Genomic DNA, 16,865 nt, shown 5'->3' with positions numbered 1-16,865 from the left:
CGCTCTATCGCTCTAGCGACCATCCCCGTGGCGCATTTTTGGATTACAGCGCTCCAGCTTCCTTGTAGTAGCGCTCGGCGCCGGGGTGAAGTGGAATGGGCAGATTCTTGGCAGCGTTTTGCAACTTGATGTCCTTGGCGGCTGAGTGAGAATTACCTAAACGAGTGAGGTTTTCGAACATCAGCTTGGTCATCTGGTAGGCAACGTCATCCGAGACATCCTCGCGCGTCACCAAAATATTAGTGATCGCCACCGTAGGCACTGACTCAGGCTGTCCGTCATAGGTATTGGCTGGAATTTGTGCAGGCTGATACGCGGCATTGCCGATTTTCGAAACCACATCGGGAGGGATGGAGACGTAGTTCAATGGCATGGTTGAGGAAAGGTCGCGGATAGCCGCCATTCCTAACCCCGAGGACTGAAGCGTGGCATCTAACTGACGGTTTTTGATCAGCTCGACCGACTCCGCAAAGGGTAGGTATTGGACTTTGCTCATGTCTTCGTACGTCAATCCCGCAGCTTTGAAGATCGCACGCGCGTTCAGCTCGGTACCGGACTTGGGGGCGCCGACGGAGATGGTTTTCCCTTTCAGATCCGCCAAGGTTTTGATGCCGGACTCTTTGTTCGCAACAATTTGAATGTAATTCGGATAGGCTCCGGCAATTGCTCGCAACTTTGTCAGCGGGGCCTTAAATCCGGCATCTTCCACTCCGTTTTTTGCATCAGCGACAGAGTCCCCAAGCGCCAGAGCGAGCTCCCCGCGCCCAGCTTGTAAAAGGTTGAGATTTTCCACCGATGCTTTGGTCGCTTGGACAGAAGTCTTCGCCCCCGGTATCCCATCGCTGTATATCTGTGACAGCCCAACCCCAATGGGGTAATAAACCCCGCTAGTACCACCTGTAAGGATGTTTATGAACACCGGTGCGGCGTTAGCAGCGCACGAGACTGTCAACGCAGCGGTGGCCGCAAAGAGGCTAAAGCGTTTGTTTACTCGCATGGAAAACTCTCCGTCTTGTTATGGCTTTATGCAGAGTCTTTCTACTGTAGTCGAAACCAACGCCTTGAGTGGGAAGCTGAGTTAGCTTAATAATTTTGGGCTTCTCAATCGGTCGCTGCGATGACGCCTAATCGGGATTCTCACCCCCGAAAAAAATGCCAGTCAGCCTAGCTGACTGGCATTACCCTCACAGGGCCCTTTGTACTTACAAATGATGTTATTGAGTGCGCCACGACTCAACGACATCTGCACCGAACGCGGTTTTCCATTCTTTCAATTGGCGATGGAGGTTTTGGGCAGCCAGTCTCAAACTCACAATAGGTAGGCTAATACCTCCAAAAGACTGGCGTAATAAGTACCAGCACGGTCAGGATTTCCAACCGCCCCAGTAACATGCCAATGGTCAGTAACCATTTTGCTGCATCAGGTAGTGATGAGAAGTTACCGGCAGGCCCGATAATCGTGCCCAGGCCTGGCCCAACGTTACACACAGCAGTAGCAGCGCCACTTAAAGCCGTCGTCCAATCCAGTCCGATTAAAGCGAGCCCTAGGGCGATTACCGCAATGGTGATGGTGAAGAAAAATGAGAAGGTTAAAAGTGAGCGCAAGATCTCCTCGTCAATGGGGTGACCGTTGTACTTCTTCTGAATCACGGCTCGAGGATGAATCAACTGCTTCAAACTACTCACGAGTAGGGCGGCAGCAACTTGGAAGCGAAAGATTTTCAGTCCGCCAGCCGTCGAGCCTGAGCATCCGCCGACAAACGTCAGATAGAAGAAAAACAGAACGGCAAAACTACCCCATAGTGTGTAATCGCCAACTGCAACTCCTGTGGTCGTGACGACGGAGGTCACGTTGACCGCCACAATACGAAATGCATCCCACCAAACGTAGTCGCTGTGAAAGCATAGCCATGTACCCACAGCCAGCCAGGTGACAATCAGGAATCCAAGAAATCCGCGTACCTGGTGATCCTTCAGTAGCGCACGCCTATGGCCGCGCAAAGTTGCGACGTACAAGGTAAAAGGCAGGCTGCCCAGAATCATGATGACCACCGCTACCCAGTGAATCGCTGGCTGCGTCCAATGCCCAAGCGAGGCGTCCGAAGTGGAGAATCCGCCAGTCGAGATCAACGACATTGCGTGGTTGACCGCGTCAAACGGCGTCATCCCAGCGATCCAGAGTGCCAGAGCCCCGATGCCAGTAAGTCCCAGATAGAGAAAGAGGATGTACTTGGCTGCCACATGGGAACGCGGCGTCACTTTCTCCGACCAGTCTGAAGACTCTGTCTGGAAAAGACGCATGCCACCCACTCGCAACAGTGGAAGGATCGCCACAGCCATGCCGATGAAGCCGATCCCACCCAACCAGTGCAGCATCGAGCGCCAGATCAACAATCCCGGTGAAGCGGTATCCAAACCACTCAGGACAGTTGAGCCAGTGGTTGTGATGCCGGACATTGTTTCGAAGAAAGCGTCGGTGTAACTGATGTGGCTGATGAACACCATTGGCAACGCAGCGAAGGTACACACCACCACCCAACTGCCAGTCGTCAACAGGTACATATCCCTCGGACGGAGCTGGCCAGTATCAGGACGCCCACGCACGATCAAAAGAAGGCCGCTTATGAAGGTAATCAAACTCGACCAGAGAAAAGCCGACAGATCGTCGTTACGCTCATAGGCCACCAGCGTAATCATGGGAATAGCCATGCTTACGGCCAGCGTGATCAAAAAAATGCCTATGATGAAGCCGATGAGCCGCAATGCTGCGAGGGACATAGAAAGTAGCCTGCCAAATTAGCGCCGCGCAGTATCGAATGCTCAACCTCCACGCCCCGTAAATTTTGCGTAAAATTTCTACGGGCAATCAGTCAAACAAGGATCGGTTGTTAAGTGGCTGACGCAGGTTCCTAAACCACAGTATTTCTAGGTTTCGAGAAATACTGTGGTCATATCAAGAGAGATTATTTGGCTACGGCAGCACTCGTTAGGACGCTGCTGCGGCGAAGGACTATAACGCCGCCCAACGCTGCCAGAATCGATCCGATCAATACACCGACTTTGACTTCATCAATCAAAAGAGCTGATCCGGCGAACGCCAGATTGCCAATGAATAGGCTCATAGTGAAACCAATGCCGCACAACAGTGCTACGCCATAGAGTTGAACCCAGGTACTCCCTTCCGGCAGCTTGGCCAGGCCCATACGAATCGCCATAGCAGCCAATAGGAAAATACCGACCTGCTTGCCCACCAGCAGCCCCAGAGCGACACCCAGTGGAACCGGATCGACCAGGTTCTCCATCGAAATACCGGCCAATGAAACACCCGCGTTGGCGAAACCAAAAATCGGCACCACAGCGAAAGCTACCCACATGTGCAGCTTCTCTTCCAGGAAAAGCAGCGGAGATCGGGCTTCCTCTTCTGGCTTGCCCATGGGGATGCACAGCGCCACAGCGACACCGGCCAGCGTGGCATGGACACCCGATTGCAGCACGAAGAACCACAGCACACCACCGACCAGGAGATACGGGAACAATCGCCTTACGCCCAATCGATTCATTGCGATCAGAATGACCAGGGTCGCAAGCGAGGCCAGCAACATCGGCATGGAAAGGCCCGACGTATAGAAAAAGGCGATGATCACCACCGCGCCCAGATCGTCAATGATCGCCAAGGCAGCCAGAAACACTTTCAGCGAAGTCGGGACTCGCTTACCCAGCAACGACAAAACACCTAAGGCGAATGCGATGTCAGTAGCGGCCGGGATCGCCCACCCCCCCAAGGTCTCAGGATTACCCCAGTTGATTGCGATGTAGATCAGCGCAGGAACAACCATGCCGCCCAAAGCACCAAATCCAGGTAAGGCACGCTGCCCCCACGTGGAAAGCCCACCGGCCAGCACCTCTCGTTTGATTTCTAGACCGACCATCAGAAAGAAGATCGCCATCAGACCATCATTCACCCAATGCTCTACAGACATGCCCATCCAAACGCTGTGCAAGGCTGCAAAGTAACTCTGGGATAGAGGTGAGTTAGCAACAATCAGAGCGGCCAGAGCTGCACCCATCAACACGAGACCGCCAGCGGATTCCGACGACAGGAAGCGAGCCAGAATCGCGGCTGCTCTAGGGGTTTCGGCTTTAGCTTGATGCTTGGTCATCAACGTCCTTGGGATCACTTAAAAGGTAATAGATTAACATCTGGCCTACACGAATGGCGGCGTTAAACAGCCTGAAACAGTTAATGTTCAAGGCCATAACCGGGCATTAATGCTGTTCATTCATTACTCTGGAATGGGGGTTTTAGACCAGAACCTATTGGCATGCGAAACAATACATGCCGCCCATCGGCTCCATACCCCATGCCCTTTTCGAATAACCCGATCAGTCTTCCCATCGCTTGATACCATCCAGCACACTTGTATGAAGATTTAATGTCTGGAAGGCCTCTGTGAACATTATCCGTCGCTGGTTACGACAACCCTATGCACGCCTCATCACTTTGATCGGATTGGTTCTGATAGTGCCTGTGTGCATGCGTGCGGCACTGGGTTGGTCGAATCCACTCGGCTACCTTTCAGATCTGGGAATTGCGAGCCTGCTCATCGTACTCCTGCATCGCCGTCCTTGGTGGTTGGCACTTCCAGTGCTGCTGGCATGGGGACTTATGACGCTGGCGACTGCCGAACTGGTCAGCGCGGTCGGTAGACTTCCAAACTCCTCAGACCTGCACTACCTGATCGACCCTCAGTTTTTGGAAAACTCTACCGGTGGTGGTTTCGCCCAGCCTTGGCTAGCCGCCACTCTGTTTCTTGGACTGGTGATTTGGCTGATCACGCAGTATCTGGGGCGCTCCACTGCCGCTCCGGGCTTGCCACGAAGCGCGTGGGGAGCACCGCTACTGCTATTGATCGCCCATTGGGGCGCTCAGCACCTGTACCCCTCAGAGGAAGACCAGTGGCGCTTGTTCAACCTCCCGCATCAGTTGATGGCCGCGAGCGTTGGCGATGTTCAGGCAAGCGCAGAAGAGTGGTTGGAAGGTGATGTTGTCGATGTCCCACCGCAAATGGCGGGGCTCACTCAACTCGATTTGGACGGACAGAAATTGCTCGCGGCACCGGGGCGTGCGCGCAATGTGTTGATCATCGCGCTGGAAGGTATTCCCGGCGCTTACGTCGGCGTCAACCGCCAAGCCCTGCACAGCAGCTATCAAGAAAACCTCATGCCCAACCTCAGTCGTTGGGCAGAGCGCGGCATGAATACGCCGGACTATGTACTGCATAGCCATCAAACCATTCGCGGCCTTTACGCGATGCTTTGCGGCGATTACGACAAGCTGGATAACGGCACGCCCAAAGGCGTCGAAATGTTGACCCAGAGCAAGCGCAACCAAGCCTGCTTGCCAGCCCAGTTGCATAAGAACGGGTTTACCACGCACTACCTTCAGGGTGCAGGCCTTCGATTCATGGCCAAAGACAAGATCATGCCGCACATCGGCTTCGATGCGACCCATGGCTTGGAATGGTTCACTAATAGCAACTATCTGGAGTTCCCTTGGGGCAAGGATGACAAGGCGTTCTTCGAAGGGGCGCTGGACTATGTCGGCCAGCTGAAAAAGCAGAAGACGCCGTGGATGCTGACCCTGCTGACCGTTGGCACCCACCAACCCTATTCGGCCCCTGAAGACTACCTTGAGCGCTACGACACACCCAAGCAGGCCGCCGTCGGGTATCTGGATGATGCTCTCGGGCAATTCCTCAGCGGCCTGGAACGTCAGGGCATCTTGAAAGACACCCTGCTGGTGATCACCTCGGACGAATCCCACGGCATAGATGGTGTGCGCCTGGCTTCCTCTTGGGGCTTCAACCTGATGCTAGCGCCCGAGCAGGATCAGTTGCCCAGGGTGAAGTCTGGGGTCTACGGGCATGTCGATCTGAGTACCTCGATACTCGACTACTTCGCCTTACCCGTCCCCTCAGCCTTGAGCGGTCGTTCCCTGTTTCGTGATTATGAAACGGGCCGCGAAATCATGTCATTCACCAACGACAAGCTGCGCTATCACGATGGCCAAGGCATCTTGACCGAGTGTGACTTTCAACAGCGCTGTCGGTATTACGCCAGCGCCGGCTTCATTGCCGAGCGTGCAACCTTGACGGGGCAGTATGGGGGCCAGCGTGCCCGCCAAATCGTAGCCAGAGCGACGGCACTGGATCATTCGCTGCTCCGGACACCGTTGAACCAGCACTACCAGTTCGGCAGTCCCGCCATCATCCCGCTTCAGGCGCAGATCAAGGATGACTGGGCCGATAACCTTATCGGTGCTCAGTACCTGGAAATGCCCAAGGGCTCACATACTCGCGTGCGTCTGACCGTGCGCTCGGTAGATCCACAACAGAACGCCTACATACTGCTCAAGGCCAAGGAGCTGGAACAGGATGTCCAACTGGGCCTGCCAGCCGAAATGGTCGTCACTGCAGACCAGCCACTGGAGATGGACTTCAGTTTTGACAATCCGCAGTCGCGTAAGGCGTTTTCGTTCCACTTGTTGGGCTATGGATTGGGTGCCGTTGAGGTGAGCGACTTCAGCGTGATTACCGAGTTGCCAGAAGCACTAGAAGTGCTGGATGAGAATCCGGTCGACAGCGGTGCTCAATCAAGCTAGGTACCCCGTATGGTTGCACTCTGACGTCGAGTGCAACCAATAGGCGGACTGTAACGTAATGATTTATCAACGTATTGCAGTAACGGTATTCAAAAGGCTTACAGATCGAACTTACTAAACAATAATATCAGGCGGCTGACACCCTTAATCACCAGAAACTTAGATCGAAGAATAGCTTACTCAGTAAAATATCTTGTCACACTACCGACTGCCAACAATTTGATTTAAGTCAATAATCATCAAGCGATTGGTTGCATGTATCTTTTAGTTCGTATCAGCTAGATGACATAGAGAATGTAAGAACGACGAACGATTTTTCAGCATTCTGATATAGCCACGCTCGCTCATGACCACCTCAGCCCGATTCAGTTGAGCTGTGCGCACAGGAGATAATTATTGATGAATCAGGTGGTCGATGCAGCAGTTGAGCAAACACCAATCCCTCCGCATTCCGTGGCCTGGCACTCCCTGCCTGCAGAGCAAGTGACGAACCTGCTTGAGGTCAATGAGCATGTTGGGCTGGAGGCCGCCGAAGTTCAAGCCAGGCTTGCCCGCACTGGTTTCAACAGGCTACCAGAAGCAGCACGTCGACCTGCGTGGCTCAGATTCCTGCTGCAATTTCACAACATTCTGATTTATGTGCTTCTAGGATCCGCTGCGATTACCGCGATGCTGCAGCATCTGTGGGACACGGTGGTGATTCTTGCAGTGGTTATTGCAAACGCAATCATTGGATATGTCCAGGAAGGCAAAGCGGAAAAAGCCATGGACGCTATCCGGCAGATGCTGGCACCGCACGCCGCAGTGGTTCGTGCAGGCGAACGCTTGAGTGTTGTAGGCGAGGAGCTAGTACCGGGCGATATTGTCTTGCTGGAGGCCGGAGACAAAGTACCTGCTGATTTACGACTGCTGCACGCGAACAGACTACAAATTCAAGAAGCAATTCTCACCGGTGAATCCGTACCAATAGAAAAACATACCGAACCAGTGGGTCTTGAAGCCGCCCTGGGTGATCGTACTTGCATGGCGTTCAGCGGCACGCTCGTGACTTGCGGACAAGCAACTGGGGTTGTAGTTGCTACCGCAGCAGCAGCTGAAATCGGACGCATCAGTACGCTGCTTGCAGGAGTAGAAACGCTGACCACTCCGCTGGTGCAGCAAATGAACGTATTTGCGCGCTGGCTGACGATCTTGATCTTGTTAGTCGGCGGCCTTTTGCTCGTGTTCGGCCATTATGTCGGACACTACGAGTTCACCGATATCTTCATGGTCGTGGTCGGGATGTCAGTCGCGGCGATACCTGAAGGGCTACCCGCTGTCCTTACTATCACTCTGGCTGTCGGAGTTCGGGCAATGGCTCGCCGCAACGCCATCGTGCGTCGCCTGCCTGCCATCGAAACGCTAGGCTCGGTATCCGTCATCTGCACTGACAAGACCGGTACACTCACCCGCAACGAAATGATGGTGGCATCGGTCGTCACGAACGATCTCATCTTCAAGGTCGATGGCGCAGGTTATCAGCCTGCGGGAAGCATCAGTCTTGCAGATCAGCTAGTCGATATATCGACTTACCCTGTGTTGGCAGAACTGGGGCGAGCAGCCGGCCTGTGCAACGATGCTGTGCTGCGCCTGCATGAAGACTTATGGAAGGTAGAGGGAGATCCGATGGAGGGTGCCTTGCTGGCATTTTCCGGAAAGACCGGAGTAGATAGCGATGAAGATCATCGGGCCTGGCCCCGCACCGATGCCATTCCGTTTGACGCGAAACACCGCTTTATGGCGACCCTGCATCACAACCATGATCGGAAGGCCTCTATTTATGTGAAAGGTGCGCCAGAGCAAATATTGGCCATGAGCACGCAGCAGCTCGTAAACGCTGGCGGGACTGAGACGCTAAACGCGGACTACTGGCACGAACAGGCAAACACGATTGCTGCCAAAGGGCAGCGTGTATTGGCTTTTGCAGTTAGATCAGTTCAGCCCGAGCACACCGTGTTGGAGTTTGGGGACGTGCAAGGGACATTAACCTTGCTGGGTATGGTCGGGCTGATTGACCCGCCTAGACCCGAGACCATAAAGGCAGTTCAACAATGCCAAGCGGCGGGCATTGTCGTAAAAATGATTACTGGCGATCATGGCGGCACCGCCGCTGCCATCGGTTACCAGATTGGCCTGCAAAATCCCGACAAGGTGCTGACTGGTGTAGACCTGGACGCCATGAACGATGCCGCCCTCAAGGAGGCGGTAAAGGACGTCAATATCTTTGCTCGTACCAGCCCCGAACATAAGCTCAGGCTGGTAATGCTGCTGCAATCGAATGGCATGGCTGTGGCCATGACCGGCGATGGTGTTAACGATGCACCAGCGCTAAAGCGTGCCGATGCCGGTATCGCCATGGGTGGAAAAGGCAGTGAGGCCGCCAAGGAAGCCGCAGACCTGGTGCTGGCCGATGACAACTTCGCGTCCATCGTGGCTGCAGTGCGCGAAGGGCGGACAGTCTACGACAACATCAAGAAAGTGCTGAGCTGGACGCTGCCTACAAACGCGGGCGAGACCATGACCATCATCGTGGCCCTGCTACTCGGCCTTACACTGCCGGTGACGCCGATACAGATTCTGTGGATCAATCTGATAACCGCAGTGACGCTCGGCATCGCACTAGCGTTTGAGCCCACCGAAGAAAACACCATGCGCAGACCGCCCCGTTCGCGCAAAGAGCCGCTGATAAGCGGTGCTTTAGTCTGGCATATGGTGCTTGTTTCTATTCTGTTTCTCTGCGGCGTTTACGGTATTTTTTCGTATGCGCTCGACCGAGGCTACTCGGTGGAGTTGGCCCGAACCATCGCGGTGAACACGTTAGTCGTGATGGAAATATTCCATTTGTTCTTCATTCGTAATCTCTACAGCACATCGCTTACCTGGAAGGGCATTCGTGGCACCAAGGTCGTGTGGATGACCGTCGCAGTGGTTACCATCGCTCAGTTCGCCATCACGTATGCGCCACCGCTGCAAAAGGTGTTTGCCACAGAAGCGATCCCCTTCCTTGATGGCCTACTGATCATCGGGGTTGGTGTTGCGCTCTTTGCGATCATCGAGATTGAAAAACAAATTCGAATCCGCTTGTCCGAGTAGAACTGATTGCAAGCTGGCCATACCCTATCGACAAGCATCTTCATGCCACTGAAAGAGGGTTTAGAAAATGCATAAAATACTTGTAGCTGTCGATGGTTCCGAGCATTCGGAGCGCGCGGTTAGTTACCTTATTGGGCTGATCCAAGATGGCGGATTACTGGGCGGGAGTGTTGAGGTACATCTGGTGAATGTGCAGCCACTTTTACCCACTCGAATCGCACACGACATGAGCGAGGATGAGATTGATCGTTACTACGGTGATAAAAGTGCTGAAGACTCACAAAAGGCTGTGACGCTTCTGACACAAGAAGGCATTGCATTCACATTCCATACGTTACAAGGCGATGCTGCCAGCAGAATCGTGGCGAGCTCGCAATCCCTAGGATGTGACAGCATCATCCTAGGTTCCCATGGTAACGGTTTTCTGGCGGGGATCTTTCTGGGTTCTGTCGCGGCTAAGGTGATTCAGCTCTCAGAAGTACCAATCACCTTAGTCAAATAAGAGATCGCGAATTGCTTGATAGCACGGCCCCGTAATGGATTATCGAAGACGAGGTGTTCTGGAAAGAATTTGATTGAGCCTTGCCCGTAGCCGACCATGGAACACTGCTCCTATCGGGGTGGGAGTGATGTTTTTTGAATCAAATCTCGACGAAGACTTGATATCGATTAGCCTAGAATTGTTACCAAGAAGCCCGTCGGTGAATCCAGCGGGATTGCTTAGGGCCTCTGTGAATTATCGCGTTGTCTGCGTTATGGGCGGAGTCGCGTCGGGCGCCCGAAAGGGTGGCCGGTACTAGTTGCCGGTACCCCAACCTTCGCGGCTTTGCCCACCATCCACTCGCCTCTGAGAGAGAGTTGGTTGGTTTATGATGAATTAGTCAGGCCCGGAAGACTATTTCGGGACATAAGCCCCCCTGCGAATCTCCCCCCACGCTTCATCAGCCTTGGATGTTTGATATCTCGATGATTCCGAAGGCAACGGGCATGCGGTGCCGGGGCTGGATGCCGCCACCTTGCTCTACGCTTTGCGCCAGGCCGGCTGGCAAGGGGCCGAGCAGGCAATCAGATCCAGCACCTCCGGCGACACGTCGAGCAACTTCGTTAACGGCAAAACACCACCTGGCTGCGTGCCAGGTTAATACGTTTGCCCTCGTATTTACTGACCTGCTAGTGTCAAAATGTTTTGTTCAGCGCCAACACTAAAAATCGCAGCCTATGGTTGCGATTTTTTTTATCCGAATGAAGGACATTGCCCCATGGACAGATTCCAGGAAATGCAGGTCTTCGTCGCCGTCGCCCAGGACCAAGGCTTCTCTGCGGCGGCGCGGCGTTTGGGGATGTCGGCAGCTAGCGTCACCCGGGCGGTGGCTGCGTTGGAGAAGCGCATCGGCACGCAGTTGCTGACGCGGACCACTCGCAGCGTGCATTTGAGTGAGGCGGGGCAGCGTTTTCTGGAAGATTGTCGGAGGATTCTCGCCGAGGTGCAGGAAGCCGAGGATTCGGCGGCCGGCAGTCACGCACAACCTCGTGGGCAACTGACGATTACAGCACCGGTATTGTTCGGTGAGTTATTCGTCACGCCGCTCACGGTCGGTTACCTCAATCAGTTTCCTGAAGTCACCATCAACGCGCTGCTCGTCGACCGGGTGGTGAGCATGGTCGAGGAGGGCATCGATGTGGCGGTGCGCATCGGTGAATTGCCTGACAGCAACCAGCATGCGATTCATGTGGGCGAGGTGCGGCGGGTTATTTGCGCCTCTCCGGAGTTTCTGGCGAAGCGCGGCAAGCCTCTGCACCCCAATGATTTAAACGGGGCGCCGATTATCGCCACCTCGTCCATTGGCCAACTGAGAAACTGGCCGTTCCTTGAGGCGGGGGAGCCACTGAGTGCCCGCCCGGAGCCGAGGCTTGTGGTCACGGCCAATCAGGCAGCCATTACCGCCGCGAGCCTGGGGCTGGGCCTGACCCGAGTCCTGTCGTATCAAGTGGCGAGCAAGATCGCCGCCGGTGAGCTGGAAATCGTGCTGGCTGACTTCGAACTGCCGCCGTTGCCCATTCATGTGGTCTATCAGGGTGGACGCAAGGCGCCGGTGCGGGTCCGCAGCTTTGTCGACTTCGCGGTGAAAGTGCTGCGTGAGCACCCGGCCTTGCACCGCTGACGGGTTATTGCGCTGGCTGAAATAATGGATTGCGATTGCTGGTTATTCTGTTGTTTTGGTTGAGAGGGGAAGATAGCTCCCATCGGCGCTGATCTTCCCTGAACGGCGCCACTACCCAGCGGAGTCGACCATGCAAGCCATCAAACTCTACAACTTCCCACGTTCCGGCCATGCTCACCGTGTGGAGCTGATGCTGTCCCTGCTGCAACTGCCGACCGAGCTGATCTTCGTCGATCTGGCCAAAGGCGCGCACAAGCAGCCGGATTACCTGTCGCTCAATCCGTTGGGTCAGGTGCCGGCGATTGATGATCAAGGCGTGGTGCTGGCCGATTCCAACGCGATTCTGGTTTACCTGGCGCAGAAATACGGCGACGGGCGTTGGTTGCCAACCGATCCGGTCGGTGCGGCCAGGGTCCAGCGCTGGTTGTCGATCGCCGCCGGGCCGATTGCCTTTGGCCCAGCTAGAGCAAGGTTGATCACTGTGTTTGGTGCGTCTTACAACGCCGAAGAAGTGATCGCTTACTCCCACACCTGGCTCAAAGCGATCGATCAGGAATTGGCCGCCACGCAATACCTTGTCGGCAATGAGCCGACCATCGCCGATGTCTCGGCCTACAGCTACATCGCCCATGCGCCGGAAGGCAACGTGTCGCTGGACGACTACGCCAATATCCGCGCCTGGCTGGCGCGCATCGAAGCCCTGCCAGGGTTTGTCGGCATGCCGCGCACCGTCGTCGGTTTGCAAAAAACTGCCTGATGTTAACGGCCCGACTCTGTCGGGCCGTTCTGGTTGCGCGATGAGCGCAGGGGAGAAGCCGTTATGGACCGTTCACCTTGGCACGCAGGCGAGAAACAGTTGCAGGCTCACGTGGGTGTGGCCGAGCGAATGGACACATTAGGTCGTAGGGTGATTCGCGGCGAGATGCCGGATCAGCACCGCCAGTTCTATCAGCAACTGCCGTTCATGCTGTACGGCGCGGTGGATGCCGACGGCAACCCTTGGGCCAGCATTCTCGAAGGGGCACCGGGGTTTGCTCATTCCCCGGCACCTGCGTTGTTGCAGCTCGCCAGCCTGCCTGGCAGCGACGACCCTGCGCAGTTGCAAGAAGGTGCGGCGATCGGTCTGCTCGGTATCGAGCTGCACACCCGACGCCGCAACCGTATGAACGGCCGAGTCGGCGCTGTCACCGAGGATGGCTTCGCGGTCACGGTGGAGCAATCCTTCGGCAATTGCCCGCAATACATCCAGTTGCGCCAGTTTCGTTCGGTGTCCTTGGCGGATCCGGCGACCCGTGTCGCGCAACACCTCAATGCGCTGGATGACGCGGCCCAAGCCATGATCGCCGGCGCCGATACCTTCTTTGTCGCCAGTTATGTCGACGTCGAAGGCCAACGCTCGGTGGACGTTTCTCATCGGGGCGGACAGGCTGGTTTCGTACAGGTGAAAGGCAATCGCCTGACCATCCCGGACTTCGCCGGCAACCTGTTCTTCAACACCTTGGGCAACCTGCTGATCAATCCTCGGGCCGGTTTGCTGTTCATCGATTTCAATACCGGCGACCTGCTGCACCTCAGCGGTCGCGCGCAAGTCATCCTCGAAGGCGAGCAAGTCGAAGCCTTTCAAGGCGCCGAGCGGCTGTGGACGTTCGACGTGGAGCGCGTGGTGCGTCGGCCTGCGGCGCTGGCGTTGCGCTGGCGCTTTGACGGCGTGTCGCCCACCAGTTTGCTGACCGGCACCTGGGCGCAGGCGAATGCACGCCTGCAAGCCAAGGCCTTGGGCGATCACTGGCGGCCGCTGCGGGTGGCGCGCATCGAACAGGAGAGCCACAACATCCGTTCGATCTATCTGGAGCCTGCCGATGACGCCGGGTTGCCGGTGTTTCAGGCCGGGCAGCATTTGCCTTTGCGATTCAACATTGGGGGCGATGTGCATATCCGCACGTACAGCCTGTCGAGCGCGCCGTCCGATGACTTTTTCCGTATCAGTGTGAAGCGTGAAGGCCTTGTGTCGTCGCACCTGCATGAGCAGATCCGGGTCGGCGATGTGCTGGAAGCCCGCGCACCTCAGGGGCATTTCACCGTGACGGCCAATGAGCGGCGGCCGCTGGTGCTGTTGGCCGCTGGCGTCGGAATCACGCCGCTGCTGTCGATGGTACGTGAGGTGGTTTATCAAGGCCTGCGCACGCGGGGCATCCGCCCGACCTGGTTTTTCCAGAGTTCGCGAACCTTGGCCGATCAGCCGTTTCGTCCCGAGCTGGACCGCTTGCTTGATGGCCTTGGTGACGCGGTGCGCGTTCTGCGGTTGCTCAGCCAGCCGGAGCCGGATGCCCGCGAAGGTGAAGATTTCGACCTGACCGGGCGGATTGACGGCGACTTGCTCAAGACGATCCTTGAAGTGGAAGACTTCGACCAGGTGGACTTTGTCCTCTGCGGTCCGGGCAGTTTTACCCAAGGGCTGTACGACATCCTGCGGGGCCTGGACATTCGCGACTCAAGGATTCACGCCGAGACCTTTGGTCCGTCGACGTTGCGTCGTACGCCGGACCCGGACGCCGTGGTCATCGAGCAACCGCCGGCAGCCACGGTTTCGGTGCCTGTCGTGTTCCAGCGCTCGGCCAAAGAGGCGCGCTGGCAGCCGGAGGGCGGGAGTTTGCTGGAGCTGGCGGAAAGCCGTGGATTGCGTCCGGAATTCAGCTGTCGCGGTGGTTCCTGTGGCACGTGCAAGACTCGTCTGATCAGCGGCGCAGTGAATTATCCACAGCCCCCGGCGGAAGTGCCCGATGCGGGAGAGGTGCTGATTTGTTGCGCGGTGCCGGCGCAAGGGTCGCAGCCGTTGGTGCTGGATCTGTAACGAATCCGCAAAGCGCAGGAGATCCCCTGTGGGAGCGAGCCTGCTCGCGATGGCGGTGTGTCAGCCAACTTCAATGTTGAATGTTAAACAGCCTTCGCGAGCAAGCCCGCTCCCACATTGGGGCCGATGTTGGCCTGAAAAATACTGCGAACGTCCTACAAACTTGAGCGTTCCTGGAGATGATTCCGACACGTTCTAGCGGTTGTCGTGTCGGAAGTCGGGGAGGATAGGCTTTGAAGGTCGCTGCACATCAGCGACCGGGCGTCGCAGTCCGTTCAGTTCATTTGGTGCATAATCGCCGGCCCCGCTTGATGGCGGCTGTGCGCGGGATACCTTCGGGTATGCCGAGTTTCCGAATGGCTCGGTCTGCGACCCCGCGTACAGCTGCCTCCTTCACATCGCGTCGCAGCGATCAGTGGCAGCCACCCTCTCATTCGGAGTGTCACCATGATTAAAGAAACACCAAATCCCCCGGAAACCGACGACGTTTCCCCCTACGAATCCATCGATTCCAAAAAACTCAACGACGCCGCCGAGCGCGCGTTGGATCACTACCTCAACCCGTCCGCGCTCAAATCCCCCGTGGCCCGCCAGCCAAGCACGATGTTCATGATCGCGCCGGATATCAAAGATGAAGACCTGTTGGCCCACACCTGTGAATCGTTGGCTCAGGCCAGCGTGATGGCGAGTGATTTTGCGGGGTATCTGGAGGGGCCGCATCGGCATACGGCGATGGCGATTCAGCAGATCGTCATGCTGGCGGAGTTGGCGATGAACCGGATGCTGGATAACGTTGCCGTACCAAAATCTGCACCACACCGCTGAACCACTGTGGGAGCGAGCCTGCTCGCGATGGCGGCCTGACAGTCACATTGATGTCGACCGATACACCACTATCGCGAGCAGGCTCACTCCCACAGAAAAGCAGTCAGGCGTAGGACAGGGATTTTTCTTCCAGCAGTTCTTCATACAGCTCGGTCCACTTGCGGCCCATTTCATCAGCGGTGAATAACTGCCGATACCGCGCCTCAGCCTTCACGCCCATTTCCGCTGCACGCGTCGGGTTTTCCCACAGCGTGCGCATCGCTTCACGGAACGCCTGTGGATTACTCGGCGGCACCACCAGCCCGGTTTCGTTGTGGATGTTGATGTAGCTGGTGCCGGTACCGATTTCGCTGGAGATCATCGGCTTGCCGTACATCGCGCCTTCGAGCAGCGAGATGCCGAACGCTTCCGAGCGCAGGTGTGACGGAAACACCACCGCGTAACTCAACTCCAGCAAGGCCACCTTGTCCTCGTCACCCAAACGCCCCAGGAAGTGCAAATTTTGCAATCCCAAGGCCTTGGCCTGGGCATGCAGTTCGACTTCCAGCGGTCCGGCCCCAACGATCACCACCGGATAATTCAGCCCTTGCATCGCGTCCAGCAGAATATGCAGCCCCTTGTAGTAGCGCATGACGCCGACGAACAGGAAGAAGCGGTCGCCCACCTGTTTGCGCCAGTGTTCGGTACGTTCCGCTTCAGGCTGTGGATAACCTGACTTGTCCAGCCCGTAGGTGATGACGCGGGTTTTATCGCGGTACTCCTGAAGCACATCGCTGGTATGAAAATAGTTGGGGGAGGCTGCGACGATTCGGTCGGCGCTGTCCAGGAAACGACGCATCAATGGACGGTAGAGCTTGAGCAAATAGCGCTGGCGAATGATGTCCGAGTGGTAGCTCACCACGGAGGGCTTTTTAGTGGCGCTGAAAAAATGCACCAGGTCCATGAAGGGCCAGGGAAAGTGGTAATTGACCACGTCCGCCTCAGCCGCCAGCTCACGAAACTGCTTGAAGACGCTGTATGAAAAACCGGTGGAGGCCATCTGAAAATCCATCCGGGCCTGATGAACCTGGTGCTGACGGATCTGTATCGCGCCAGGTGCCGGGTTGTTGCTCAACGTCAGTACCGTGCTGTCGACCGAGTGGCGCGCGCCGCTCTCGCAGAGTTGAAAAATGACCTGTTCGATGCCACCCATCGAGTCGGGCAGGTAGGTCTTATAAAAGTGCAGTACGCGCAT

Annotated in this window: 12 protein-coding genes; 7 read left to right on the top strand and 5 right to left on the bottom strand. The window is 56.2% G+C overall.

Annotated features, from left to right (window positions below; translation table 11 throughout):
• Window positions 1-43 precede the first annotated feature (43 nt).
• The 4 genes from DJ564_RS00890 to nhaA all read right to left on the bottom strand — a co-directional run bounded on the left by DJ564_RS00890 (window position 44) and on the right by nhaA (window position 4,160).
• The gene (locus DJ564_RS00890; RefSeq protein ID WP_030128979.1) at window positions 44-997 is read right to left on the bottom strand and encodes a TAXI family TRAP transporter solute-binding subunit; all 954 of its coding nucleotides are present in this window, start codon (window positions 995-997) and stop codon (window positions 44-46) included.
• A 217-nt stretch (window positions 998-1,214) separates the two neighbouring features.
• A complete protein-coding gene (locus DJ564_RS32675; RefSeq protein WP_371922014.1) occupies window positions 1,215-1,313 on the bottom strand; it encodes a hypothetical protein in 99 nt (32 codons plus the stop codon).
• A 10-nt stretch (window positions 1,314-1,323) separates the two neighbouring features.
• Window positions 1,324-2,778 (bottom strand): TrkH family potassium uptake protein, encoded by a 1,455-nt coding sequence (locus DJ564_RS00880; RefSeq protein WP_109626952.1) that lies wholly within the window; start codon window positions 2,776-2,778, stop codon window positions 1,324-1,326.
• Between the two features lie 185 nt (window positions 2,779-2,963).
• The gene (nhaA, locus tag DJ564_RS00875) at window positions 2,964-4,160 is read right to left on the bottom strand and encodes a Na+/H+ antiporter NhaA (protein WP_109626950.1); all 1,197 of its coding nucleotides are present in this window, start codon (window positions 4,158-4,160) and stop codon (window positions 2,964-2,966) included.
• A gap of 290 nt (window positions 4,161-4,450) precedes the next feature.
• Here nhaA and DJ564_RS00870 point away from each other — a divergent pair, with 290 nt between their 5' ends.
• The 7 genes from DJ564_RS00870 (at window position 4,451) to DJ564_RS00840 (ending at window position 15,631) form a co-directional block, all read left to right on the top strand.
• The gene (locus DJ564_RS00870; protein ID WP_109626948.1) at window positions 4,451-6,661 is read left to right on the top strand and encodes an LTA synthase family protein; all 2,211 of its coding nucleotides are present in this window, start codon (window positions 4,451-4,453) and stop codon (window positions 6,659-6,661) included.
• A 399-nt stretch (window positions 6,662-7,060) separates the two neighbouring features.
• Window positions 7,061-9,793 carry a cation-transporting P-type ATPase gene (locus tag DJ564_RS00865; RefSeq protein WP_109626946.1) on the top strand — a complete coding sequence of 911 codons (2,733 nt, stop codon included), beginning with the start codon at window positions 7,061-7,063 and terminating at the stop codon, window positions 9,791-9,793.
• 67 nt (window positions 9,794-9,860) lie between these two features.
• Window positions 9,861-10,295 (top strand): universal stress protein, encoded by a 435-nt coding sequence (locus tag DJ564_RS00860; RefSeq protein WP_109626943.1) that lies wholly within the window; start codon window positions 9,861-9,863, stop codon window positions 10,293-10,295.
• Window positions 10,296-11,052: 757 nt separating this feature from the next.
• Window positions 11,053-11,955 carry a LysR family transcriptional regulator gene (locus tag DJ564_RS00855; RefSeq protein WP_109626942.1) on the top strand — a complete coding sequence of 301 codons (903 nt, stop codon included), beginning with the start codon at window positions 11,053-11,055 and terminating at the stop codon, window positions 11,953-11,955.
• 130 nt (window positions 11,956-12,085) lie between these two features.
• Window positions 12,086-12,712: a glutathione S-transferase family protein gene (locus DJ564_RS00850; protein ID WP_109626940.1), complete on the top strand. Its 627-nt coding sequence runs from the start codon at window positions 12,086-12,088 to the stop codon at window positions 12,710-12,712.
• A gap of 63 nt (window positions 12,713-12,775) precedes the next feature.
• On the top strand, window positions 12,776-14,806 hold the full coding sequence (locus DJ564_RS00845) for a pyridoxamine 5'-phosphate oxidase family protein (RefSeq protein ID WP_109626938.1): 2,031 nt from the start codon (window positions 12,776-12,778) through the stop codon (window positions 14,804-14,806).
• 447 nt (window positions 14,807-15,253) lie between these two features.
• Window positions 15,254-15,631: a DUF6124 family protein gene (locus tag DJ564_RS00840; protein WP_109626936.1), complete on the top strand. Its 378-nt coding sequence runs from the start codon at window positions 15,254-15,256 to the stop codon at window positions 15,629-15,631.
• Window positions 15,632-15,734: 103 nt separating this feature from the next.
• Here the strand turns inward: DJ564_RS00840 and DJ564_RS00835 are convergent, their stop codons facing one another.
• Complete coding sequence (locus DJ564_RS00835) at window positions 15,735-16,865, bottom strand: glycosyltransferase family 4 protein (RefSeq protein WP_109626934.1); 1,131 nt, start codon at window positions 16,863-16,865, stop codon at window positions 15,735-15,737.

The organism is Pseudomonas sp. 31-12 (genome assembly GCF_003151075.1).
Lineage (GTDB): Bacteria > Pseudomonadota > Gammaproteobacteria > Pseudomonadales > Pseudomonadaceae > Aquipseudomonas.
The sequence above is the reverse complement of the archived record's forward strand: the minus strand, read 5'-3'. Positions and strand labels throughout refer to the sequence as shown.

Excerpts from the sequence above, each read along its gene's own strand:
- DJ564_RS00890 (WP_030128979.1), bottom strand. The coding sequence starts at position 997 with ATGCGAGTAAACAAACGCTTTAGCCTCTTTGCGGCCACCGCTGCGTTG.
- DJ564_RS00880 (WP_109626952.1), bottom strand. The coding sequence starts at position 2,778 with ATGTCCCTCGCAGCATTGCGGCTCATCGGCTTCATCATAGGCATTTTT.
- nhaA (WP_109626950.1), bottom strand. The coding sequence starts at position 4,160 with ATGACCAAGCATCAAGCTAAAGCCGAAACCCCTAGAGCAGCCGCGATT.
- DJ564_RS00865 (WP_109626946.1), top strand. The coding sequence starts at position 7,061 with ATGAATCAGGTGGTCGATGCAGCAGTTGAGCAAACACCAATCCCTCCG.
- DJ564_RS00860 (WP_109626943.1), top strand. The coding sequence starts at position 9,861 with ATGCATAAAATACTTGTAGCTGTCGATGGTTCCGAGCATTCGGAGCGC.
- DJ564_RS00855 (WP_109626942.1), top strand. The coding sequence starts at position 11,053 with ATGGACAGATTCCAGGAAATGCAGGTCTTCGTCGCCGTCGCCCAGGAC.
- DJ564_RS00850 (WP_109626940.1), top strand. The coding sequence starts at position 12,086 with ATGCAAGCCATCAAACTCTACAACTTCCCACGTTCCGGCCATGCTCAC.
- DJ564_RS00845 (WP_109626938.1), top strand. The coding sequence starts at position 12,776 with ATGGACCGTTCACCTTGGCACGCAGGCGAGAAACAGTTGCAGGCTCAC.
- DJ564_RS00840 (WP_109626936.1), top strand. The coding sequence starts at position 15,254 with ATGATTAAAGAAACACCAAATCCCCCGGAAACCGACGACGTTTCCCCC.
- DJ564_RS00835 (WP_109626934.1), bottom strand. The coding sequence starts at position 16,865 with ATGCGCGTACTGCACTTTTATAAGACCTACCTGCCCGACTCGATGGGT.